15 protein-coding genes are annotated in these 23,555 nt (G+C 72.4%); 5 read left to right on the top strand and 10 right to left on the bottom strand.

Features of this window, described 5'->3' with window-relative positions; all coding sequences use genetic code 11:
• Nucleotides 1-19: 19 nt before the first annotated feature.
• Complete coding sequence (locus tag BM430_RS18940; protein ID WP_244539554.1) at nucleotides 20-3,622, bottom strand: autotransporter family protein; 3,603 nt, start codon at nucleotides 3,620-3,622, stop codon at nucleotides 20-22.
• A gap of 570 nt (nucleotides 3,623-4,192) precedes the next feature.
• Between BM430_RS18940 and BM430_RS18935 the strand changes: the two genes are divergently transcribed.
• The gene (locus BM430_RS18935; RefSeq protein ID WP_093568807.1) at nucleotides 4,193-5,254 is read left to right on the top strand and encodes an HD-GYP domain-containing protein; all 1,062 of its coding nucleotides are present in this window, start codon (nucleotides 4,193-4,195) and stop codon (nucleotides 5,252-5,254) included.
• A gap of 345 nt (nucleotides 5,255-5,599) precedes the next feature.
• Here BM430_RS18935 and BM430_RS34085 read toward each other — a convergent pair whose 3' ends face one another.
• Nucleotides 5,600-9,187 (bottom strand): AsmA-like C-terminal region-containing protein, encoded by a 3,588-nt coding sequence (locus BM430_RS34085; protein WP_210188449.1) that lies wholly within the window; start codon nucleotides 9,185-9,187, stop codon nucleotides 5,600-5,602.
• Between the two features lie 232 nt (nucleotides 9,188-9,419).
• On the opposite strand from BM430_RS34085, the gene BM430_RS18925 reads away from it, so the two are divergent.
• A complete protein-coding gene (locus tag BM430_RS18925; protein ID WP_093568805.1) occupies nucleotides 9,420-11,177 on the top strand; it encodes a carbamoyltransferase family protein in 1,758 nt (585 codons plus the stop codon).
• Nucleotides 11,178-11,243: 66 nt separating this feature from the next.
• On the opposite strand, the gene BM430_RS18920 is transcribed toward BM430_RS18925, so the two are convergent.
• The 3 genes from BM430_RS18920 to putA all read right to left on the bottom strand — a co-directional run bounded on the left by BM430_RS18920 (nucleotide 11,244) and on the right by putA (nucleotide 15,506).
• The gene (locus BM430_RS18920) at nucleotides 11,244-11,606 is read right to left on the bottom strand and encodes a hypothetical protein (protein WP_093568804.1); all 363 of its coding nucleotides are present in this window, start codon (nucleotides 11,604-11,606) and stop codon (nucleotides 11,244-11,246) included.
• A 322-nt stretch (nucleotides 11,607-11,928) separates the two neighbouring features.
• Complete coding sequence (locus tag BM430_RS18915; protein WP_093568803.1) at nucleotides 11,929-12,189, bottom strand: hypothetical protein; 261 nt, start codon at nucleotides 12,187-12,189, stop codon at nucleotides 11,929-11,931.
• A gap of 227 nt (nucleotides 12,190-12,416) precedes the next feature.
• Nucleotides 12,417-15,506, bottom strand: a complete 3,090-nt coding sequence (gene putA, locus BM430_RS18910; protein WP_093568802.1) for a bifunctional proline dehydrogenase/L-glutamate gamma-semialdehyde dehydrogenase PutA — start codon at nucleotides 15,504-15,506, stop codon at nucleotides 12,417-12,419.
• A 126-nt stretch (nucleotides 15,507-15,632) separates the two neighbouring features.
• Between putA and BM430_RS18905 the strand changes: the two genes are divergently transcribed.
• Both BM430_RS18905 and BM430_RS18900 read left to right on the top strand, forming a co-directional pair.
• Nucleotides 15,633-16,097 (top strand): Lrp/AsnC ligand binding domain-containing protein, encoded by a 465-nt coding sequence (locus BM430_RS18905; protein ID WP_093568801.1) that lies wholly within the window; start codon nucleotides 15,633-15,635, stop codon nucleotides 16,095-16,097.
• Nucleotides 16,098-16,245: 148 nt separating this feature from the next.
• Nucleotides 16,246-16,563 (top strand): hypothetical protein, encoded by a 318-nt coding sequence (locus tag BM430_RS18900; protein ID WP_244539553.1) that lies wholly within the window; start codon nucleotides 16,246-16,248, stop codon nucleotides 16,561-16,563.
• Nucleotides 16,564-16,815: 252 nt separating this feature from the next.
• Here the strand turns inward: BM430_RS18900 and cysK are convergent, their stop codons facing one another.
• Nucleotides 16,816-17,796 carry a cysteine synthase A gene (cysK, locus tag BM430_RS18895; RefSeq protein ID WP_093568800.1) on the bottom strand — a complete coding sequence of 327 codons (981 nt, stop codon included), beginning with the start codon at nucleotides 17,794-17,796 and terminating at the stop codon, nucleotides 16,816-16,818.
• Nucleotides 17,797-18,122: 326 nt separating this feature from the next.
• Here cysK and BM430_RS18890 point away from each other — a divergent pair, with 326 nt between their 5' ends.
• On the top strand, nucleotides 18,123-19,502 hold the full coding sequence (locus BM430_RS18890; RefSeq protein ID WP_093568799.1) for an NAD(P)/FAD-dependent oxidoreductase: 1,380 nt from the start codon (nucleotides 18,123-18,125) through the stop codon (nucleotides 19,500-19,502).
• A gap of 234 nt (nucleotides 19,503-19,736) precedes the next feature.
• On the opposite strand, the gene BM430_RS18885 is transcribed toward BM430_RS18890, so the two are convergent.
• From BM430_RS18885 to BM430_RS18870, 4 genes are read right to left on the bottom strand one after another with little or no spacing between them, the layout of a single operon-like run.
• Complete coding sequence (locus BM430_RS18885) at nucleotides 19,737-20,048, bottom strand: response regulator transcription factor (protein WP_093568798.1); 312 nt, start codon at nucleotides 20,046-20,048, stop codon at nucleotides 19,737-19,739.
• Nucleotides 20,049-20,091: 43 nt separating this feature from the next.
• On the bottom strand, nucleotides 20,092-21,309 hold the full coding sequence (locus BM430_RS18880) for an ABC transporter permease (RefSeq protein WP_093568797.1): 1,218 nt from the start codon (nucleotides 21,307-21,309) through the stop codon (nucleotides 20,092-20,094).
• The gene (locus tag BM430_RS18875; RefSeq protein ID WP_280142283.1) at nucleotides 21,309-22,025 is read right to left on the bottom strand and encodes an ABC transporter ATP-binding protein; all 717 of its coding nucleotides are present in this window, start codon (nucleotides 22,023-22,025) and stop codon (nucleotides 21,309-21,311) included. Before BM430_RS18875 ends, BM430_RS18880 begins: the two co-directional genes overlap by 1 nt.
• Nucleotides 22,022-23,455, bottom strand: coding sequence for an efflux RND transporter periplasmic adaptor subunit (locus tag BM430_RS18870; RefSeq protein WP_244539552.1), 1,434 nt, complete (start codon nucleotides 23,453-23,455; stop codon nucleotides 22,022-22,024). Before BM430_RS18870 ends, BM430_RS18875 begins: the two co-directional genes overlap by 4 nt.
• Nucleotides 23,456-23,555: the final 100 nt, after the last annotated feature.

Below are 23,555 nucleotides of genomic sequence, written 5' to 3'. Positions count from 1 at the left end.
CCCCGTCAGGTCGGGACGATCAGAACCGGTAGGTGAAGGTGCCCTTCACCGCGTGGTCCTCCGCCCGCGAGCCGACCTGGCCGGTATACGACACGCCGAGCGTCGCCGCCGAGGACACCCGCAGGTCCACCCCCGCCGAGGCGATCAGCGCATCCCGGGTGATCGGGATGCCGGCCGTCACGAAGCTCGGGCCGGTACCGAAGGCCAGCAGCGCCGTCGGAACCACGTCCCCGAACGCCCGCCGGTAGCCGACGAGGCCGTGCAGCGACACCGGGGCCCCGAAGCCGGGATCCACCTCGGTCCGACCCCGCACGCCCGCCGTCAGGGTCGGGATCTCCGACAGCCGCGACGCACCGGTCAGGGCCGCGACGCCGCCGGTCTCGGCGAACCGGTCGCGGTCGATGCCGACGTAAGCCCCGCCCACGAACGGCTCAATGTAGGATACCGAGACCGGCGCAACCTTGCCGAGCCCGCCCGCCCCGAGCGCGATCCGGTAGCCGATCTCGCCGAAGCCCTGCACCACGGAGCCGCCATAGCGCGCAGCGTCCGTCTCCGAGAATCCGGGGAAGACCACGGATCGGCGCAGCCGCAGGCTGGTGTCGGCGTAAACCGCGCCGAGCCGCAGGGCGAACGGTCCGGCCTCGTAGCCGCCATAGACGCCGCCGAAGCCGCTCTCGATCGTGCCGCTCCCGGTGCGGCCGGGGGTGTCGAGGCTCGTGCTGGTGTAGCCACCGGCTACGCCGAGCTTGATCCCGTTCTCCAGCCGGACGTCGGCGCCGAGCACGAAGCCGGCGGTGTCGCGGTTGAGCGTCACCGCGTTGCCGTCGCTGCGGGCCTGACCGAAGCTGCCGAAGCCCTGGCCCCACAGGCCGAACACACGGGGATCGAGCACCCGCACCGGCACCGAGGCGACCGGGGCGGTGCGGCCGGGCAGGTCGGCGGTGTAGGTGGCCGGCAGGCTGCCATAGTCGCGGAGGGCGTCGCCGGCCCAGCGCAGGCGGTCGAGGATGGCCTCGCGCACGAAGAAGGCGGTCTCGTAGGACGCCGAGACCGAACTGGCATGGATGTCGCCGGTCAGCGCCTGGAAGGCGGCGACGGCCTCCGGCGTGGTGAGCCCGACCGTGCGGCCGTAGAGGCCGCTGCCGGCGCCGGCGCCCTGGATACCGCCTGCGACCGCAGCCTGGTTGCGGGTCTGGGCGATGGCGGCGAAGGGGGTGTCGTTGCGGGTCAGCGTCAGGTCGACCTGCGTCGCCTGATAGCGCAGCGTCGGAGTGAGGAAGGCGAGGTTGGAGGAGACACCCCCGAAGGTGCCCGACACGCCGGTATTGGCGGACAGGATGGTGTACCGGGTGCGCGGGTCGTAAGCGCCGTTCTGCGCCAGCACATGGACGGTGCCACCCTGGAGCGTGGCGGTGCCGGTGGCCGAGAGGCGGTCGGCCTGGCCCGCCGCGTTCGCCTCGACCTGGAGGATGGAGCCTGCCGCGAAGGTGGCGTTGCCGGCGACCGTCAGGGTGCCGATGGAGTTGCCGGGGGCGATCGTGCTGCCGGACTGCGCCACGACCCCGCCGACCACGCCGGTGCCGCCGAGGCCGGCGCCCGGGCCGACGGTGACGACCGAGCCGGCGAGCGACCCGTTCACCGCGAGGCGTCCGCCGAGGATTGCCGTCGCGCCGGTGAGGCTGCTCTGACCGGTGAGGCTCAAGGTGCCGGCGTTGAGCTTGGTCAGGCTGCCGGTCCCGGATAGGGCGTTGGCCATGCCGGCATCGTTCGCCTGGTCGAGGACCAGGCTGGCGTCGTTGCGGATCGCGCCCGACCCGAAGGCCTGGGCGTGGCCGACCAGCGTGCCGCCCGAGATCGTGGTGCCGCCCGCATAGGTGTTGCTGCCGGTCAGCACCAGGGTGCCGGTACCGGCCTTGGTGAGCGCGCCCGATCCCGCGATGTCGTTGCGCCAGGTGTCGAAGGCGGAAGATCCGCCCTGGGCGGCGTCCATGGTGACGGTGACGTTGCGGGCGAAGGCGCCGTAGCCGTCGAAGGCGGCGTAGAGATTGAGCCGGCCCCAGCCGTCATAGGTGTTGCCGCCGAGCACGGGGGTGCCGGAGGGCAGGCCGGTGCTCGCCAGCACTTCGGTGCGCTGCGCGTCGGTGAGGTAGGGGAAGCGGGTGAGGAGCAGCACCTGCGCCTGGAGCGGCACGTCGGCGGCGGTCATCGGGGCGACCGTGCCGCTCGGCTGGAAGCCGTAGGTCAGGCGGGCGGTGTAGTCCGCCTTGTTCTGCGCCGCGTTGCCGAAGGCGTCGCCGCTGCCGGAGGCGGCGTTGAGGCAGGCGGTGACGCTCGACGCGCCGCAGGCGGAGGCCAGGTAGGCCTGCGTCTGCCGGTAGGCCTGGTAGACCCCGTAGGCTACCGTGTTCGCCGGGTTGGTCCAGTCGATCCGGTTGCCGCTCGCGTCGTAGAGCGCGCCGTAGAGGTTGGTGGCGACGATCGCCGAGTATTCGATCCGGCCGCCCATCACGTCGAAGGGCGAGTGCATGCCGGCGAGGATGCGGTTGTTGCCGAGCTCCGAGGCCCGGGTCAGGAGCTGCTGGCCCCGCTGCGGCACCAGGAAGGCGGTGGCGAGCGCCTGGAGGTAGCCCGAATTGGTGTGGCCGCTCGGATAGGCGCCGTCGGCGTAGGGGTTGGTGCTGTTGATGACCGGCTGCAGCAGGGTCGGGACGGCGACCGCGGTCGAGACCCGGTACGGCCGCGGCGAGGTGCCGATGCCCGGCACGAAGTCGCCGACCCCGAAGGTCGCCGGGGTGAAGACGCCGCCCGAGAACGTGCCGACATTCGGCGCGGTGAGCGGCCGGCCGCCATTGGCGTCGATCATCGCTTGCGTGACGGTGAAGCCGCGCACCCACTGCGCCGTCGTGCCGTAGACCGCCGGCACGGGAAAGTTCGACAGGTAGGTCGGCACCACCACGCCCGCGGTGTCGCGGGTCGTGAGGCCGGCCTTGTTCGTCGTCGCGCTGTAGGTGTTGAAGCGGGCGTCGAGCGGGTCGATCGCCGGGTTGGCGCCCTGGTAGCGGGCGAAGATCCGCTTGGCCGGCTCGGTCGAGGCGTTGGCGCGGGCAATGGTGTTGATGAAGTCGACGGCGCTCGCCAGCGGTGTCGCGGTGCCGTTGCCGAAGGCCGTCACGCCCGCATTGGCGTTGTTGCCGGTGTTGATGTTCGCCGCGTAATCCGCGAGCGTCGTCGTAACGTAAGCGGTCGGCGTCAGGCTCGTCGGCGTCGTGCCGGTGAACGAGGCGCCCGCCCCGGTGAGGTAGGACGAGGTCAGCGGCCCGAGGCCGTTGAGGATGCTGTAGGCCTGGCCGGTGCGGTCGTCGTGGATCGCCGCCAGGGTCTGCGCGTCGGTCCGCCCCTGCGTCAGGGTGACAACGGTCTGGTAGTTCCGGGTCAGCGCCGCCGGATCGCCCGTGAGGAGCCCGGCATAGGAATCGAGCACCCGGTTCATCACCGTGCCCGGATTGACCGAGGTGCTGTTGGAAAATCCCACCGGCGGCGAGGTCGGCACGCCTTGCGCCCACGCATCGGCCGGAAAAAGACACGTCGCCGCCAGCAGCGCGGCGCTGAGTTTCGGATTCATGAGCCCCTCGAAGATTCTTCTTCCGTTCGGGGTCGGCGCCTAGCTTGGCCGTATGAAGGGCCGATGACGAGGTAAGGACGGATACGCTGGGGAAACACGGTCCGTCCGTCGAGTCGACGCCCTGTGTTCGGGAAATGACGGTCCTTGCACGACCTCTCCGAGCGAGACTTCGACAGTCGAGGGGAACATCACTTCGTCCCGGCCTCGCCGCACGGACGGGTTGCAGGCGGGCGCCCCCGCGACGGGCTCTCCCGCGCGCCGCGCCGCCGACGCCCGTCCGCGGCGAGGATCATCCCCAGGGTCATCCTCCGGTCTGGTGCAAGTATCTTCAGGTTGTGCCGAACAACTTCCGGCGGTACGGTCCGGATGCACTGGAGCCGGCGGCGCAGCCGGGTCCCGACGACGCGGGGAGGGACGTTCGGCCGGTCGCGAACGCGGACGATTGCTGGTTTTGTTTCGTGCGTGTCGCCATTCACTCCGGCTGCGGCTCTTCTCCGTAAGCATTTATTCGGGACTGGACGCGTATTCGGTAGGCGCAGTGGAGGCCGTGCGGCCGCCGGGAGGGACGCGATGCCCGACGAGAGGACCTTCGTCCTCGTGACCGACAGGCCGGACCGGAGCGCCGCGATCAGCGCGGCCCTGCGGGGAATCGGGATCTGCGACGTCGTCGGACCTGAGGAGACGTGGCGGGACCGGCGGGCGCTGGCGGGGGTCATCTCCGACCTGACGCTGTCGCGGCCGGAGACCGACCATTGCCTGCGCGCCCTCCAGCGCCGTTTCGCCAACCAGCACCTGCCGGTGGTCTGCCTCCTGCGCAAGGCGACCCAGGATGCCCTGCGCCACGCCAAGACCCTCGGGGCCACGGTGTGCATGCCGGCCTACGTGCCGCCCGAGACGATCGTGGCGGCCCTGGCCAACCAGGTCGGGATCATGGCCGGCCAGGCCGAGCAGGCGGTGAGCCAGGGCGTGGTCCGGGCCGGGGAGGCGCTGACCGGCCTCATGGCCGAGACCCGGGCCGGCCAGCCGGTCCGCATGGGCGCCGTCGAGGCCGGGCTCGGCCCGATCCTCACCGCGGTGCAGGAGGGCGGCCTCGCCCGCTGGCTCGACACGGTCTGGACCCACGACGACGCCACCTACCAGCATTGCCTGCTGGTGGCCGGCCTCGCGGCGCAATTTGCCCTGCATCTCGGCTTCCGCTACGAGGACCAGTTCCACTTCGTGCGCGCCGCGCTGATCCACGACGTCGGCAAGGCCCGCATCCCCCTCGAAATCCTCAACAAGCCCGGCCGCCTCGATCCGGACGAGCTGGCGGTGATGCGCACCCACGCGGCGATCGGCCACGAGGTCCTGTGGGCGGGCGGCGAGCGCGACCCCGTCACCCTCGCGGTGGTGCGCCACCATCACGAGATGCTCGACGGTTCCGGCTATCCCGACGGCCTCGTCGGCGGCGAGATCGGCGACATGGTCCGCCTGCTCACCATCTGCGACATCTACGCCGCCCTGACCGAGCGCCGCCCCTACAAGTCGCCGATGCCGATGGCCGACGCGATGGCGATCCTCACCGCCATGGACGGCAAGCTGGAGGCGCGGCTGGTGGACTCCTTCGGCGAGGCGATGAAGGCGGCGGTCTGAGCGCCGGCTTGATTGGATGCTACAGAATCAACAATCTCCGCGTCATTCCGGGGCCGCGTAGCGGAGCCCGGAGTGCCGCAGGCACGCCCAGAACCGCAGATGGTTCAGGATCAAGCGGAGTGCTTTCCGCCTCTTTCTGACCGACCAGAGGCTCTGGATCCCGGGTTCCGCTACGCGGCCCCGGAATGACGCGCAGAAAATGAATACTGTCAGTCGAGCCAATAATTTTCGGGTTTACTGTAGCTCTCTGAGTAAAATTATGTATTAAATCAAATATTTTGTCGGCCTAGATTGTCTTTTCGTAGACTTCTATCGCAAACCGGCAAATACCTTTGCGAAGCCTGCTCACGGGCTGCCGGCCTCCGGTACCCCGCCGCCCTGCGCTCCGCCGCCCTGCCGGCGCGCCTCCTCCTCGGCCTTCAGGCGTGCCGTGTCCGCCGCCCGCGCCGCCTCCGCCCGCGCAGCCTCGGCGGCCCTGGCTGCCTCCTCCGCGCGCTGCCTCTCCTCGGCGCGTTGCCTGGCCTGCCGGGCCTCCTCGGCCGCCCGCGCGCGGTCCATCTCCAGGCGGCTGCGGCGGCGGGCGAGCTCGTTGCGGTCGGCCTCGACGGTCTCGATCTTGTCGAGCTCGCGCTGCAGCACCACGGCGGCCAGGACGTTGCTCAACGGAACGAGGTCGAGCTCGCGCTGCGGCCGGGCCAGCGGGCCGACGAGGGCGAGGCCGAGGGTGGGCGCCGGCGCCGTCCAGCCCCGGGGCGTCGCGGTGGCGGCGAACGTGCCGCGGGCGTCGAGGCGCATGGTCTTCGCGTCGACCTGCACCAGGCCGGTCCAGGTGGCGGGTCCGGGATCGAGGGTGAGGCTCCCGGTGCGCAAGGTGCCGCCGACCATCGAGGCCGGCACCGAGACGGGCCCCGCCAGCTCCAGTGCTCCGCGGTCGAACTCCTCCGTCACCACCCGCTCGACCCGGCCGGCGCGCAGCGGATCCTCCTCGGCGAGGAGCCGGGCGAGGGCGCGCTGCACCGCCGCCGGATCAAGGTCGCGGAGGGTGAGGCCGGCGAGTTCCAGGGTGCCGCTGCCAGCGAGATTGCCGACCAGGGCGGCCGGGCTGTCCCCCGCCGCGCCGAGGCGGAGCCGCAACGACACCTGCCCCCGCAGGGCGTCGCCGCCGGTGAGCGCCGGGAGCGCGGCCGCCGTCAGGCCGCCCTCCGCCGCGAGCGTCGCCTGGGCGCCCTGCCGGGCCAGGGTGGCGCTGCCGGCGAGCCGCCCGCCCGCGAGGCCGGCGGCGAACTCGCGAAACGTCAGGCCGTCGCGCCCGAGCCCGAGATCGAACCGCGCCCAGTCCGCCGCCAGGCCGCGGCCGAGATCGAGCCGCCTCACCGTCATGGCGACCTGACCCGTGACGGGGACGGACGGGGCCGGTCCGAAGCGGGTGGTGGACCAGGCGTCCGGCCCGGACGGCGCCCCGGGATTCAGCACCAGCGCCCCGGCGAGCCAGGGCAGCGAGAGCCGTTCGAGCGAGACGCTGCCGGAGACCTCGCCGCCCTGCGGCCGGGTCAGGGTCGCGTCGACCGCCGAGCCGGCGAGGGTGCCGGTCACGACGAGGCGCGGGGCGTCGCCGGCGCGGGACAGGCCGAGGTTCAGCCGGGCCGGCACCCGGTCCGGCAGGGCCGGGCCGGCGCCGAGGAGGCCGGCCAAAGGCCGCAGGTCGGGCGTCGCGAGGGTGAGAGCGCCGTCCTGGAGCGGACCGGCCGCCGGCAGCACCAGCGGACGGGTGGTCGCGATGGCGGCCCCGGCGATCTCGGCGTCGAGGGTCAGGGCGAGCGGCCCCTCCGCCTCTGATCCGTTCGACCCGGCTCCTTTCGCCCCGGTCCCGTTCGTTGCCTGCCGGCGCCCGGCGAGGTGCAGGCTCGCGGGCATCGCCAGGGCCGGATCGCTCGGCCGGCCGAGCCAGCGGCCGGAGGCCACGCCGTCGAGGCGGGCGTCGAGGTCGTCGAGGCGCCCGGCCCGGGCCGCCAGCGACAGGCCGAGGCGGCCGCCGGCGGCGCTGCCGCGGGCCTGGCCGCGCAGGCGGCCCGGCTCGGACCCGGACTCGCGCTCCAGCGTCACGTCGAGGGCGACCGGCCCGTCGCGCAGGAAGCCCGGCAGCAGCCGCGCCTCGTCGACGAAGGTGCGCGCGACGAGGTCGATCAGGGGGGCTGCCACCGGGGCGCTCACCCGCCCGGCGATGCGCCCGGCGCCGTCGGCGCCGATCCGGCCCGAGAGGCTGGCCCGGGCCCCAGCGAGGTCGCGCACCTCCAGGCTGTCGAGGCGGAGCGCGGCGCCCTCGGATTGCAGGCTGGCGGCGATCTCGCCGGTGCGGGGGCCGGTCGGCCCGTAGCGCAGGTCGCGGGCGAGCAGGGTCAGGCCGACATCGTGGTCCTGGAGCGCCGCGACGGCGCCCCGCATCGGCGGCAGCTCCGCCACGTCGAGCCCGTCGGCGATGATCTGGGCGTCGAAGCGCGGGCGGGCCTGGTCCGGCCCGGCCGGGCTGTAGCGGGCGCTGCCGGTGATCTTCGCGGTCCCCAACGCCACCCGCGCGTTGCGCAGCGAGAGCACCGGCAGCGCCGCCGCCACGTCGGCTTCGGCCGAGAAGGGCCGGCCGTCGAGGAGCCCGGCGAGCGGCCCGTGAAGCCCGAGCCGGTCGAGGAGCCGGGCGAGCCGGTCCGAGGCCGGGGCGTCGACCGCGGCGTGGCCCGAGAAGCCGCCGCTCGGGGTCACGTCGCCGGACAAGGCGAGCGCCATCCCGCCGGCGGCGGTGCCAGCGAGCCGCCGCAGGGTGACGGCGCCGGAGGGCCGCAGGGTGGCGCTGAGGGCGGCCCCGGCCCATTCCTCGCGAGCGAGCGTCAGGCTGTCGGCCGCGACGTCGAGCGCCAGGGTGCCGGGCAGGGAGGCGGGCGCCACGCCGCGCCCGAGCCGGTCGTGATTGAGCAGGTCATGATTGAGCAGGGCTTGGCCGGTGGCGCTCATCAGGAAGGCGTCGAGGTCGAGGCGGCGGGCCTCCAGGCTCATCGTCGCCCGGGCGGTCGCGAGGTCGAGGCTGCCGCGGCCGGTGAAGCGCAGGGGCGCCTCGCCCGGCACCTCGACGCTCAGGGTCTCGAAGGTAGCGACCCGGCCCTTCGCCTTGAACCCGCCCTGCACCGAGACCGGCAGCGTGGCGCCCGCGGCCTGGGCCGGCGGCCCCACCACCAGGCGAGCCGTGCCGCTCGCCTCCGGCACCCCGCCGCCCTCCGGGCCGGCCGCGACGCTCACCCGGGCGTCGAGATCCAGCCGGGGCACCGTGTCGCCGCCCGCGCCGAGCTTGACCGGGATCGTCCCGTCGGGGGCCGGCGCCCCGGTGGTGAGGCGGAACGGCACCGCCTCGACGCTGCCCTCCGCCCGCCACGGGCCGGCGAGGCGCGGCGCGGAGAGCCGGACGTTCTCGGCGTAGACTTGGTCGGTGCGCCCGGTCGCCGCCACCCGGGTGGTGACGAGGAGCTGCGAGACCCTCAGATCTTCCACCGCGAGATCCCGGCCCTCGCCGAGGGAGGACGGCGGCAGGAAGCTGCCGGCCTCGGTCATCGGCAGGGTGACCTCGCCGCGGCCCATCCGGGTCTCGGTGAAGCGGATCTCGCCGGAGAGGAGCGGGGTGAGGGCGATCTCGGCCTTGACGAAGCGCGCGTCGAGGCTCGGCCGGTCCCGCCCGGTCGCGAGCCGCAGGTGGTCGATCCGCAGGCGCGGCGAGGGCAGCAGGCGCACCTCGAGGCGGCCGTCGCTGTGCGCCTCGACCCCGAGCGAGCGGCCGAGCGCCGCGTCGAAGCTGCTGCGGTAGGATTCCCACGGAATGAAGGGCGGCGCGACCAGGGCCGCGGCGAGGATCAGGATGACGAGGCCCGCCAGGGCGGTCAGGATGTCGCGCACCGTGCTGTCCGTGCCGCCCCGCGAGGAGAGCGCCGCCTCATGTTCGTCCGACGGCCCGACGGGCCGTACCCCGATGACTGCGCTAGCATATCGGCATCGGAAACGCGGGCGAAATCCGGCGGGATCACGCAGCGGGAGCGGGAACCCGATGCACCCGCGCAACGCTTCTCCCCCGCCTGACAGGGGCAGCCGACACTGTTAGAGCGGCAGCGTGACCAGATCGACGGATCCGATGCGCTACTATCTCGGCCTCGCCACCACCTTCCACGACCCGGCCCTCGCCCTGGTCGGGCCGGACGGCGCGGTGCTCTTCGCCGAGGCGACGGAGCGCTACCTGCAATACAAGCGCGCCCCGAATTGCGAGCCGGATTCGGCGCCCCGCATGGCCGGCCTGCTCAAGGCCCACCTGCCGCCGGGCGCCGAGCTCGTCGTCGCCACCACCTGGGGGCCGGATTTCAGCCGCTACCTCGCCGACCAGGCGGGCACCGGCGCCTTCGGGCTCGAGGCGTTGCGCGGGCATTCCCCGGCGCTCAACCGCTCGCTGGTGCCGGAGCGGGCCGAGCGCACCTTCATCGCCGAGCTGGCGCTCGCACAGGGACGCGCCGGCTACGGCACCCTGCTCGGCCTCGACCGGGCGCATGGCGGCCGCTCGACCGTCGCGGCCTTGCGGCGCTACCCCCACCACCTGACGCACGCGGCCTACGGGCTGTGGGGCTCGCCGTTCCGGGACGCCACCTGCCTCGTCGTCGACGGCATGGGCGAGACCGGCGCCTCGGCGATCTACCGGATGGAGGCGGGGCGGCTCGTCGAGGTGAAGCGCCATCGCGGCCGCGAATCGATCGGCTTCTTCTTCGGCCTCGTCACCGATCTCGCCGGGTTCGACCAGACCAAGGGCGAGGAATGGAAGATCATGGGGCTCGCCCCCTACGGCCGGCAGGACCCCGAGCTGATGGCGCTTCTGCGCCGGCTCTACCGGATCGAGGGCGGCCGCCTGCGCTTCTCCGACGCCGCCACCGTGCAGGCGGTGGCGGACGAGATCCGCGTTCGGCGCCCGGCCGACGCCGACGCGGACGGCTGGGCCGACCTCTCGGCCTGCGGCCAGGCGATCTTCTCGGAGATGATGGACGTGCTCGTCGCCGAGGCGTGGCGGCTGGCGCCCCACGAGAACCTCGTCGTCACCGGCGGCTGCGCCCTCAATTCGTCCTATAACGGCCGGCTGCTGCAGCGCTGCGGCTATCAGCACCTGCACGTCCCGTCCGCGCCCGCCGACGACGGCAACGCGCTCGGCGCGGCCTGGCTCGCCTTCCAGGAGGACAACCCGGACTGGACCGGGCCGGGGCACCTCGCCACCCCGTATCTCGGCTCGCGGGTCTCGACCGAGCCCCTGGAGCGGATGGTCGGCTGGGAGCCGCGCCTGCGCCATCTCGGCCATGACGGGGTGACGCAGGCCGCGGCCGACATCCTGGCGGCCGGCGGGCTCGTCGGCTGGGTGCAGGGGCGGGCGGAATTCGGACCCCGGGCGCTGGGCAACCGCTCGATCCTGGCCGATCCGCGCCCGGCCGACGCCAAGGCGATTCTCAACGGCAAGGTGAAGTACCGCGAGGCGTTCCGGCCCTTCGCGCCCTCGATCCTGGCCGAGGCCGGGCCGGACTGGTTCGAGGATTACCAGGACAGCCCCTACATGGAGCGCACCCTGGTCTGGCGGCCGGAGAGGCGCGCTCACGTGCCGGCCGTGGTCCACGAGGACGGCACCGGACGCCTCCAGAGCGTCACGGACGAGCGCAACCCGGCCTACGCCGCCCTGATCCGGGCCTTCGCGGCGAGGACCGGCGTGCCGATCCTGCTCAACACCAGCTTCAACGTGATGGGCAAGCCGATCCTCCACACCGCCGAGGACGCGATCCTGATGTTCGCTACGACAGGCCTCGACGCTGTGGTGATCGAGGACTGGATCCTGGTGAAGGACGGCGTGATGCCGAAGGCCGGGTGACCCGACGAGAAGGGCCGGCCCCGTCCCCGGGTGCCGGCCCCTGATCGTTCCCGATGCTGGCGATGCCTACTCGCAGACCTCGACGCGCTTGTAGGTGAAGGATTCGTCGTCGAGCCACACCTTGCGGCGCTCGAAGTGGCAGATCGGGCCGCGGCGCGGGCGCACGATCACGGTCTCCGGCTCCTCGACGTAGACACGGCGCGGCGGGGGAACCGCGTAGGCCGGGGGCGGCGGGGGCGGGGGCTGCATGCCGTTCATGATGGCGCCGGCCGCGACGCCGCCGAGCACGCCGGCCGCCGCGCCGCCGATGATCGCCGCGCCGACATTGTCGCGGGCCTGGGCCTGGGGCGCTGCGGTGACGAAGAGGGCGGCGACGAGCGCCGCGCCCGCGCCGAGGCGCGGAAGGCCGTATGAGGTCAGAGCGCGCACGCTGAGGGTCTCCCGAAGGTGTTGGCGCGAGAATGCGAGTGACTGCTTAACGAAGTGCCAAGCTTGCCGCCCGGCCACAAAAGTCGAGCGGCACGGCCCGGGGCCGACGAAAGCCTCGCGCCGTCGGGATCGAGCTGTGGTGCCGGTTTGCGGCGATTTCCGGGTACGCCCACGGTTCGGCGAAGGGTGTGTATTTCGGGTGACGGTGCCGTCCCTCGACGCGGAAAGGGCCGCCCCTGGGGGCGGCCCGTCATCGTCGTCACGAGGTGGCCGGACTGCCGGCCCCGGCCGAGGCTGTCGGTCGAGAACCCGGCGACCGGGCTCAGCAGCGATAGCCGCCCGAGGTCTGGCCGTACTGCTTGACCGGGAAGTTCTGCTGCTTGGCGTTGCCCTCGGCGGCCGAGCTCATCGGGCAGGCGCCGTAGAACGGCACGCTGTCGTTGGCGCGGTATCCGATCGAACCGGTGGTCTCGACGTCATAGGCCCAGGCCGGGGCGGAGGCGTGCGGGAAGGCCATGGCGGTCGAAAGCGGGGCGGCGCCGAGGACGAGGGCGGCGGCGAGGGCGGCGATGCGGGTCTTCATGTGATCCAATCTCCGTCTTCTGCCGATCGACCCGGGGGCGATCGGCGTTCCGTTGCGATGATCGGAATATAGACGGCCCCCGCACGCCGGGACGTGCTCCCACGCACGCAGCGGAAGGGATTAAAGAACCGCCTGCCCATAGTTCTTGTACACAGTATCAGCCAATGAAGCTGCACCGTTCCCCAGGGTGAGTGGTCGCTCCCTCGATGCGCAACCTGCGCCCGTGCTCACCCCTCCATCGCGATCAGCGCCGCGTCGCCGCCTGCCGCCGCGGTATTCACCGTCACCGTCTGCTCGGTGGCGAAGCGGGTGAGGTAGTGCGGCCCGCCGGCCTTCGGGCCGGTGCCGGAGAGGCCGTGGCCGCCGAAGGGCTGCACCCCGACCACCGCGCCGATCATGTTGCGGTTGACGTAGACGTTGCCGGTCGAGAGGCGCGCGACCACCCGTTCCACCGTGGCGTCGATGCGCGAATGCACGCCCAGCGTCAGGCCGTAGCCGCTGGCCTCGATCGCCTCTAACACCCGGTCGAGGTCGGCGGCACGATAGCGGGCGACGTGCAGGATCGGCCCGAACACCTCCTCCGTCAGCGCCTCGGGGCCGGCGATCTCGTAGATCTGCGGCGCCACGAAATGGCCCGCGCCCGGCACCTCGCCGGCGTAATGCACCGTCGCGCTGCGGCGCATCGCGGCGCCGTGGCGGTCGAGGCGGGTGCGGGCATCAGAATCGATCACCGGGCCGACATGGGTCGCCGGGTCGCGCGGATCGCCGAGCCGCAGTTCCTGTGCCGCGCCCGCCACCATCCCGATCACCTTGTCGGCCACGTCCTCCTGGACGAGCAGCAGGCGCAGGGCCGAGCAGCGCTGGCCGGCGGAGCGGAAAGCGGAGGTCACCACGTCGTCGGCGACCTGCTCGGGAAGAGCCGTGGCATCGACCAGCATCGCGTTGATGCCGCCGGTCTCGGCGATCAGGGGCACGATCGGCCCGTCCTTGGCGGCGAGCGCCCGGTTGATGTGGCGCGCCACCTCCGTCGAGCCGGTGAAGACCACGCCGGCCACGTCCTTATGCGCCACCAGAGCCGCCCCGACCGCACCGTCGCCCGGCACGAGGTGGAGGGCCGAGGGCGCCACGCCGGCCCGGTGCAGGAGGCGCACGGCCTCGGCCGCGACGAGCGGGGTCTGCTCGGCGGGTTTCGCCACCACCGCGTTGCCGGCCATCAAAGCCGCGGCGACCTGGCCGACGAAGATGGCCAGCGGGAAGTTCCACGGCGAGATCGCCACGAAGACGCCGCGGCTGCGCAAGGAGAGGCGGTTGCTCTCGCCGGTCGGGCCCGGCAGGGCCTGCGGCGCGCCGAAGAGCTTGCGGCCCTGCGCCGCGTAGTAGCGGCAGAAATCAACCGCCTCGCGCAGTTCCGCCACCGCGTCGTCGAGGGTCTTGCCGGCCTCGGCCTGGAGCAGGTGGATCAGCCGTCCGGTCGAGGCCTCCATCGCGTCGGCGGCCCGCTCCAGAGCGGCGGCGCGCTGCTCGGCCGGGACGCGGCCCCAGGCGAGCGCGCCCTTGCGGGCGGCCTGCATCGCGGCGGCAGCGGTCTCGGGCGAGGCCTCCGTCACGGTGCCGACGACCGTGCGGGTGTCGCTCGGGCTCACCACGTCGCGCGGCGTGCCGGCTTGCGCTGTGCCGTCGATCACCGGCGCCGCCTCGGCGAGGCCGCGCGCGGCGGACACGCTGTCCGTCAGGCGCTCCAGCGCCGCCCGGTCGCCGAATTCGACGCCGGCGGAGTTGATCCGCTCAGGCGCGAACATCTCGGCGGGGCGGCGGAGCTTGGCGTGCCGGGCGCGGTCCGGGTTGCCGACGCTCTCGGCCGGGCGGCGCAGCAGGGTCTCGACCGGCACCGCCGGGTCGGCGGCCTGCGAGACGAAGGAGGAATTGGCACCGTTCTCGAGCAGCCGCCGCACCAGGTAGGCGAGGAGGTCGCGGTGCCCGCCGACCGGCGCGTAGGTGCGGCAGGCCGCACCCGGCACAGCGGACAGCAGCCGGGCGTAGAGCGCCTCGCCCATGCCGTGCAGGCGCTGGAACTCGTAGGTGCCCGCTTCCGGCCCGGCCCGCTCGACGATCGCCGCGACGGTGAGCGCGTTGTGGGTGGCGAATTGCGGGAAGAGCCGCGGCCGGTGGGCGAGCATCCGCTCGGCCGCCGCCAGGTAGCTGAGATCCGTCATGCTCTTGCGGGTGAAGACGGGGTAGTCGGGCAGGCCGCGCTCCTGGGCCCGCTTCACCTCGGTGTCCCAGTACGCGCCCTTGACGAGGCGCACCATCAGCCGCCGGTCGAGGCGGGCGGCGAGGTCGGCGACGTGGTCGATCACCTGGAGGCAGCGCTTCTGGTAGGCCTGGACCGCGAGGCCGAACCCGTCCCACCCGGCGAGCGCGGGATCGCCGAGCACCGCCGCGATGACGTCGAGGGAGAGTTCCAACCGGTCGGCCTCCTCGGCATCGACCGTGAAGTTGAGGTCGTAAGCCTTCGCCGCCTTGGCGAGATCGAGGAGTACCGGCACCAATTCGGCCATCACCCGCTCGCGGCCGACCGCCTCGTAGCGCGGATGCAAGGCCGAGAGCTTGACCGAGATGCCCGGCCGGTCGGGCAGCGGCTTGTTGCCGGCGGCCCGGCCGATCGCCTCGATGGCGGCGGCGTAGGACGCCGCGTAGGCCCGGGCGTCCTCCGCCGTGCGGGCGCCTTCGCCCAGCATGTCGAAGGAGTAGCGGTAGAGCCGGCCCTGTCCGCTCGCCGAGCGCTTCAACGCCGCCTCGATCGTCTCGCCGAGGACGAAATGCCCGCCCATTACCCGCATCGCCTGGCGGGCGGCCTGGCGCACCGCCGGCAGGCCGAGGCGCTTGGCGAGGCCGGCCAGAATCCCCTCCGGGGTGTCGCCGGGCTGGATGATCCGCGCCGAGAGGCCGAGCGCCCAGGCCGAGGAGCGCACCAGCAGGGCGTCCGAGCGGGTGGCGTGCTGCTCGAAGCCGCCGAAGCGCAGCTTGTCCTCGATCAGCCGGTCGGCGGTGGCGGCATCGGGCACCCGCAGCAGGGCCTCGGCCAGCACCATGAGGGCGAGGCCCTCCTTGGTCGAGAGCGAGTACTCGCGCAGCATCGCCTCGACGCCGCCGAGACCCCCGCTCTCCTGCCGGATGGCGCCGACGAGGTCGCGGGCGAGCGCATCGACCCGGGCCTCGCGCTCGGGCGGCAGGGCGCCCCGCTCCAGGAAGAGGCGGGCGAGGACGGCGTCGTCGGGAGCAAAGGGCGCGTGGAAGACGGGGAGCGGGGCGGGCATCGGGGTGGGTCCGGGCGAGGGGCTTTGCGACGATCCTCAGGATAATCGCCCTTCCGCCGCGCTTCGATGGCGCTTATCGCCGGTTGGCCGCAGGATCGGCGGCGAAACCGGGGTTTGGGAGAGAGAATGACGGACGGGCTCGACCGGGTCGACCGACAGATCCTGAAGATCCTCCAGCGCGAGGGGCGCATCCCGAACGTGGAACTGGCCGAGCGGGTCGGGCTGTCGCCGACAGCTACCGGCGAGCGGCTGCGCCGGCTGCAGAAGGACGGGGTGATCACCGGGTTCGGGGCGCGGCTCGACCCGCAGCGCTTAGGGTTGAGCCTGCTCGTCTTCGTCGAGGTCTCGCTCGACAAGACCACGCCCGACGCCTTCGCGCGCTTCGCCTCCGCGGTGCGGCGCGCGCCGGAGGTGCTGGAATGCCACATGGTGGGGGGCGGGTTCGACTACCTGGTCAAGGCCCGGGTCGCCGACATGCCGGCCTACCGCCGCTTCCTCGGCGAGGGCCTGCTGTCGTTGCCGGGGGTCAACAACACGCGCACCTACGCGGTGATGGAGGAGGTGAAGAGCGATGGGGTGCTGCCGCTCTAATCCCGTGTGTCATGCGCTGGGCGCATGAATTAGCTGCGACATAACGGAGCTTTGCAGCAGCTGCGGAGTTGGCAGAGGGAGCGTCTTGTCGCAGTCTCACCGCCAACGAGCCGCCGAAGAGCGGCCTGACGAGAACGGAGGTACGCCGATGGTCAACCCGAACCGCCTCGTGAAATCCGCCTGGATCGCCGCGGAAGTGTCCCGCGAGAAGTCCGAGAAGGTCCTGGTGGTGGAGGCCTATATCGCCGTCAGCCCGCTGGAGGCCGGCTTCGATGCCGGCCGCTACGGCCGCCTGGTCGAGGATGTGCGCCGCATCCTGGCCGAGAACCCCGATATCGACCGGGCGTCGATCCTGAGCGTCCACCGAGAGTCGCGCTGCGCCGCTCTGTTCCGCCGGGGCGCCTGCGAGGAGGACCGGCATCACGAGGTCCGCCACGAGGAGCGCCGGCCCGAACTGGTGGCGTGAGACGCCGTTCGCGTCTCGCGACGGGTCTGGCATCCTCCATCGTCATCCCGGGGCCGCGAAAGCGGAACCCGGGATCCATAACCGCTGAGGTTCCGGGATGTGGCGGAACGCGATCCGCTTCGTTCTTCGACGTCGGCGGTTATGGATCCCGGGTTCTCGCCTTCGGCGAGCCCCGGGATGACGCGGAGGGTGGGGCATCCGTTGCGCGGATGGTCCGAGGCGGAGCTCCGGAAGGCCCCGCCCTGACGGGCTTTACAGCCCCTCGAACAGGGCCGACGAGATGTAGCGCTCGGCGAAGGAGCAGGCGACCGTCACGATCCGCTTGCCCTTGAACTCCGGCCGGCTCGCGACCTCAAGGGCCGCCGCGACGTTGCCGCCGGTCGAGATGCCGCCGGGGATACCCTCGATCCGGGCGAGCAGGCGCGCGGTGTCGAAGGCGGTCTGGTTGGAGACCGTCACCACCTCGTCGATCACGCCGCGGTCGAGCACGCCCGGCACGAAACCGGCGCCGATGCCCTGGATCTTGTGCGGGCCGGGCTGGCCGCCGGACAGGACCGGGGAATCCTCCGGCTCGACCGCGACGACGCGCAGATGCGGCAGGCGCGGCTTGATGACCTGGCCGACGCCCGTGATGGTGCCGCCGGTGCCGACGCCGGCCACGAAGGCGTCGAGCTGGCCGTGCGTGTCGTTCCAGATCTCCTCCGCGGTGGTCTTGCGGTGGATCTCGGGGTTCGCCGGGTTGTTGAACTGCTGGGGCATGATCGCCCCCGGGATCTCCTTCAGGAGTTCCTCGGCCTTGGCGATCGCGCCCTTCATACCCTGCGGGCCGGGGGTGAGGGCGAGCTCGGCCCCGAGATAGGCCAGCATCTTGCGCCGCTCGAGCGACATCGTCTCGGGCATGACGAGGATCAGCCGGTAGCCGCGGGCCGCGGCCACGAAGGCCAGCGCGATGCCGGTATTGCCGGAGGTCGGCTCCACCAGGGTGCCGCCGGGCTTCAGCACGCCCGAGGCCTCCATGGCGTCGATCATGTTGACGCCGATGCGGTCCTTCACCGAGGCGATCGGGTTGAAGAACTCGAGCTTCAGCAGGATCTCGGCGTCGATCCCGCGCTCCTTGGCCAGGCGGTTGAGGCGCACCAGCGGGGTGTTGCCGATGGTCTCGGTGATCGAGTCGTAGACCCGGCCGTGGCCGATCCGGCGGCCGGATTCCGAGGTGGCGGTGGCGTCGGCCATGGTGTGTCTCTCCCTTGAGGGCGCGTCGTCCGCCGCACGGGTAGCGGAAATCCGGACAGCCGTCGAGGTATGCCGATTTATACAATTTTTAACTGTGAAATAGGCTTCCGCCCGGTGCGCCGATCCTGCCGGATCGAGGCCGGCACCGCAGGGTCGATGGCCGTCGCCCTGACGCCATCCGGGGGGGTTCCAGGGCTCTCGCCAGCATCGTAACCTTGGGTCAGAGTGTCGCTTCGGCAAGCCGTGATCAGGCCGGTTCCGCGTGGGTGAAGCCCGCCGGGACGAGCCCCGATCCGGCCGCCTGGCACCGTCCGAGGGAGAGCCGCATGTCCGAGACCCTGCACCGCACCCCTCTCGAAACCACCCCCCTCGACGGGGTGAAGCGGGCGCCGCTCGCCGCGCCCGGGCTGCACCGGGTGGTGATCGTCGGCGGCGGCTTCGGCGGCCTCACCACGGCCCGCGGCCTCGGCGGCGCCGAGGGCATCGCCGTCACGCTGATCGACCGGCGCAACCACCACCTGTTCCAGCCGCTGCTGTACCAGGTCGCCACCGCGGTGATCGCGCCGGGCGAGATCGCCGAGCCGATCCGGGCGATCCTGCGTTGGGACCGCAATGTCAGCGTGCTGATGGGCGAGGTCGAGGGGGTCGACACCGAGGAGCGCTCCGTCCGCCTGCGCGACGGCACCCGCATCCCCTACGACACGCTGGTCCTCGCGACGGGCGCCACCCACAGCTATTTCGGCCACCCGGAATGGGAGCGCTTCGCCCCGGGCCTCAAGACCCTCGACGACGCCCGCCGCATCCGCGCCCGGGTGCTCCTCGCCTTCGAGGCGGCGGAGCGCGAGGACGATTCGGCCGCCCGCGAGCGGCTGATGACCTTCGCGGTGATCGGCGGCGGGCCGACCGGGGTCGAGATGGCGGGGGCCATCGCGGGCCTCGCCCACCACGCCCTGTCGAAGGATTTCCGCCGCATCGACCCGAAGCAGGCCCGGATCCTCCTGATCGAGGCCGCGCCCCGGGTACTCGGCACCTTCACCGAGGACCTCTCAGCCTATGCGCGCCGCTCACTGGAGCGTCTCGGCGTCACCGTGCTGACCGAGCACGCGGTCGAGGACGTGTCGGAGGAGGGGGTCACGGTGGCGGGCAAGCTGATCCCGGCCGCCACGATCGTCTGGGGCGCCGGCGTGCGCGCGTCGCCGGCGGGGGAGTGGCTCGGGGTCGAGACGACGCGCACGGGCCACGTGCCGGTCGGGCCCGACCTCGCGGTCATCGGGCGACCGGGCATCTACGCCCTCGGCGACCTCGCCATGGCGAAGGCCGAGGACGGCAAGCCCCTGCCGGGCCTCGCCCAGGTGGCCGACCAGCAGGGCCGCTATCTCGGCAAAGCCCTGCGCGACCGCATCCTGCACGGCACGATGCCGAAGCCCTTCCGTTTCCGCAGCCGCGGCAACCTGGCGATCATCGGGCACAATTCCGGCGTGGTGCAGTGGGACCACCTCAAGCTGAAGGGGTTCCTGGCCTGGGTGGTGTGGGGGGTGGCCCACGTCTACCTGCTGGTCGGCTTCCACAACCGGCTGGTCGTGACCTTGCGCTGGCTCTGGGCCTATCTGAGCTTCCAGCGCGGGGCCCGGCTGATCTCCGAGCGCGACGAGGCCGTGATGGCGCTGATCCGCGGCACCCCGCCGGGGCGGATTCCGCCGCCCTGAGCGGTCGGGGGCAGGACGGTCGATAACGGGATACGCAAGCGTGCCGCGCATCGTGAGCCGCCACCCCTTTCCCGGATCTCCTTCCGCTTCGTTGCGATCGTCCGGGAAAATGGGGGCGGAGCCGGAACCGGGAAATCCGCTCATCCGACGCCACGGCAGGCGAGTGTTCCAGCCGGTGGAAGGATGCCGAGGACGAAGCAGGCACGAATCCACTCCGCGCCTGCTCGGACGCCCCTACCGCCGCCGCAACGGCTCCGCGACCGCCTCGGGCAGGAGCGGCGTCAGCAGCATGGCGATCTGCGTCCGGTTGCTGAGCTGGTACTTGCGCATGATGTTGCCGATATGCGCCCGGACGGTGTTGGGCGAGATCCCCATCTCGTGGGCGATCAGCTTGTTCGGCAGGCCCCGGGCGATGAGCGCGATCAGCTCGCACTCCCGCGCGGTCGGGGCCGCGGTCTCGTCCTCCGGCGCCGCCGGCTTCGCCGGCCGGAACCGGATCGGGGCCTTGCTTCGCGACAGCGGATGGGACCCTTTCAGTACGACCATGTGTGCCTCCCCCCATCGGCCCGGGCGGGCCGCCTTACGATGATCACTCGGCTTTGAGCGCCTCCACCGGATCGAGCCGGGCCGCGCGGTGGGCCGGGTAGAGCCCGAAGAAGAGTCCCGTGATCGCCGAGAAGCCGACGGCGACCGCGACGGCGCTCGGGTCGATGACGGTCGTCCAGCCGGCCGAGCGGGCGACCGTCAGCGAGATCGTCGCCCCGAGGACGACCCCGACGAGACCGCCGGCGAGGCACAGGACGAGCGATTCGCACAGGAATTGCAGGCGGATGTCGCGGCCGCGGGCGCCGAGCGCCCGGCGGATGCCGATCTCCCGGGTCCGCTCCGTCACCGAGACGATCATGATGTTCATGATGCTGATGCCGCCGACGAGCAGCGAGACGCCGGCGATCGAGGTGAGCAGGATCGCGACCGTGCGGGTGGCGCCCCGCTGCGCCTCGGCGGCGGCGGAGGGGTCCTGGACCTTGAAGTCGTCCTCCTGGTCGTCCTGGATCCGGTGGCGCTGGCGCAGCAGGTCCTCGATGCTCGCCTTCGCCCGCGCCATCGCCTCGTCGGAGACCGCCTTGGCGAGGATGTAGGCGACGGCGTCCCGGGCGGTGCCGCCGGCGCTGCCGAGGAAGCGGAGCTTGGCGGTCGAGAGCGGCACGAAGGCGACGTCGTCCTGGTCCGGTCCCTTCGGGCTCAGCACGCCGACGACCTCGAACGGCACGTTCATGATGCGGATCTCGGCGCCGACCGGATCGTCCGTGCCGAACAGCTCGCGGGCGACGACGCTGCCGAGCACCGCGACCTTGCCGGCGGTCGCCTCCTCGGTGGCGTTGAAGGTGCGGCCGGAGGCGAGCGTCCAGTCCCGGACCACGAAGTGGTTCGTGGTGGTGCCGTTGACGGTGGTGTTCCAGTTGCGGTTCTCGCGCACGGCCTGCGCGCTGCCGGCGATCGAGCCCGCGGCCGCGCGCACCTGCGGCACCTGCTCCAAGATGGCGTCGACATCGCCCTCCGTCAGGGTCGCCCGCGTCCCGGCCTTGAGGCGCAGGCCCCCCTGACGGGCAGCACCCGGATTGATCATCAGGACGTTGGCGCCGATCGCCCGGATCTGCCGGGTGACCTGGCTCTGCGCGCCGCTGCCGATCGCCAGTACCGTGACCACCGAGGCGACGCCGATCACGATGCCCAGCATGGTGAGCAGGCTGCGCAGCAGGTTGAGGCGAAGCGCCCGCAGCGCCATCAGGAGGGCCTGCCCGATCATCACGCGGAGGCCTCCGCCATCGCCCGCGGGGCGGTTCCGTCCTCGGACACGACGCGCCCGTCCTGCAGGCGGACGATCCGGCCGCAGCCCGCCGCCACGCTCATGTCATGCGTGATGATCAGGATCGTCCGCCCGGTGGCGTTCAGGGCCTGGAACAACCCCAGGATGTCGCTACCGGTGCGGCTGTCGAGGGCGCCGGTGGGCTCGTCGGCGAGCAGGATGCCCGGATCGGTGACGAGGGCGCGGGCGATGGCGACGCGCTGCTGCTCGCCGCCCGAGAGGCGGGTCGGCAGGTGCTCGGCCCGGTGGGCGAGGCCGACGGAGTCGAGGGCGCGCTCGGCCCGCCGCCGCCGCTCCGCCCGGCCGACCCCGGCATAGATCAGCGGCAATTGCACGTTGTCGAGGGCGGAGTGGCGGGGGAGCAGGTTGTAGGCCTGGAAGACGAAGCCGATGCGGCGGTTGCGCAAGCGCGCGCAGCGATCGGCCGAGAGCCGCCCGGTCTCGACGCCCTCGAGGAAGATCCGCCCGGAGCTCGGCCGGTCGAGCAGGCCGATGAGGTTCATCAGGCTGCTCTTGCCGGACCCGGACGGACCGACGACCGCGACCGACTCGCCCTCGCCGACCGCGAAGGTGACGTCGTGCAGGACAGGGACATTGACGTCGCCCATCCGGAAGGTGCGGCTGACCGCCGCCAGCCTGACGATGCCGTCGCTCATAGGCCGAGCCTGATCCCGAGGAAGCGCGACGGTTCACTCGCGTCGGCCTGCCCGACGACGACCCGGTCGCCCTCCTGCAGCGCGCCGCCGCGCAGCACGACCTGGTCGGCGCTCGATGCGCCCGTCGTCACCGCCACCGGCCGGAGCGCGCCGGCTTCATCCTGCACCCAGACCGCCTGCTCGCGCGTGCCCGGTTCGGTCCGTCCCTCGGGCACCGCCCGGGCCGGCCGGAAGCGCAGGGCGGCCAGCGGCAGCTTCAGCACGTCGTCCTCCCGGTGCACCGTCAGGCGCGCGAGCGCGGTCATGCCGGGCAGGAGCAGGCCCTCGCGATTGTCGGTCGTCAGCACCACCGTGTAGGTCACGACGCCCTGGTTGCTCTGGGGCGCCTTGCGCACCTGGCGCACCGCGGCCTCGAAGCGCCGCCCCGGATAGGCGTCGACCGTGAAGCTCGCGCGCTGCCCCGGGGCGACCCGGCCGATATCGGTCTCGTCGACCCGGGCGTGGATCTCCATCTCGCCGAGGTTGCGGGCGACGTTGAAGGCGGTGCGCGCCTCGAGCCCGGCGGCGAGGGTCTGGCCGGCGCTGACGAAGCGGCCGACGATCACGCCGTCGATGGGCGAACGGATGGTGGTGCGGTCGAGCTCGATCTGCGCCGCCCTGAGGCTCGCCTCCTGCAGCGGCACGGCGGCCTTGGCCTGGATCAGCTCGGCTTCGAGACGGCGCAGGTCGGCCGCCGCGGCATCGACCGCGAAGGCGTTGAGCTCGAGGAGCGAGACGGTCTCGCGCAGCTGCGCCTTGCGCGAGGCGAGGTCGGTCTGCGCCTCCTCCAGCGTCGCGACCGAGGTGGCCTCGCGCGAGCGCAGCATGGTCTTGCGGTCGACGTTGCGCTTGGCCGCCTCGAGCATGACCTGCGCGTTCTCGAGCCGCGCGGCCAGCACCGCACGGTTGCCCTTGGCGTTGTCGAGGTCGATGCGGGCGCGCTCGAGCCGCGCCTGCTGGACCCGGACGCTGGCTGCGGCCATTTCGAGCGAGGCGCGGGCCTGCTCGACGCGGGAGATGAAGCTGCGCTGGTCGATCCGCGCCAGGGGATCGCCCTTGTGGACGCGGTCGTTGAAGTCGACGAAGAGGTCGGCGATCTGGCCCGCCAGCTGCGAGCCGACCTCCACCGTGTCGACCGGCTGCAGCGCGCCGGTGGCGGTGACGATCTGCTCCAGCGGCCCGCGCTGGATCGCCGTCGTGATGAACGGGGCCGGCTCCGGCGCGGGCGCCGAGACGAGGCGGGTGATCCGCGCATAGGCCCGCTCCTGCCGGGCGGCCAGGTCGTCCAGGATCGGGCGCAGCGCCAGGGGATGCGCCTGCACCACCGCGGCGGCGGCGAAGCCGCCCGCGGCCACGGATGCGCACAGGGTGCTGACAATCCAGCGTCCCACCACCACCCTCCCTCACCTGCGGTCGACAGAACCCGTCAGGGCGCGAACTGTCGATGTATTTGTTAGTTCATCGTCCAGCGCAGTAATGTTCTGACAGATC

The organism is Methylobacterium sp. 174MFSha1.1 (assembly GCF_900116815.1).
Taxonomy (GTDB): domain Bacteria; phylum Pseudomonadota; class Alphaproteobacteria; order Rhizobiales; family Beijerinckiaceae; genus Methylobacterium.
This window is presented reverse-complemented; position numbering and strand designations above follow the sequence as displayed.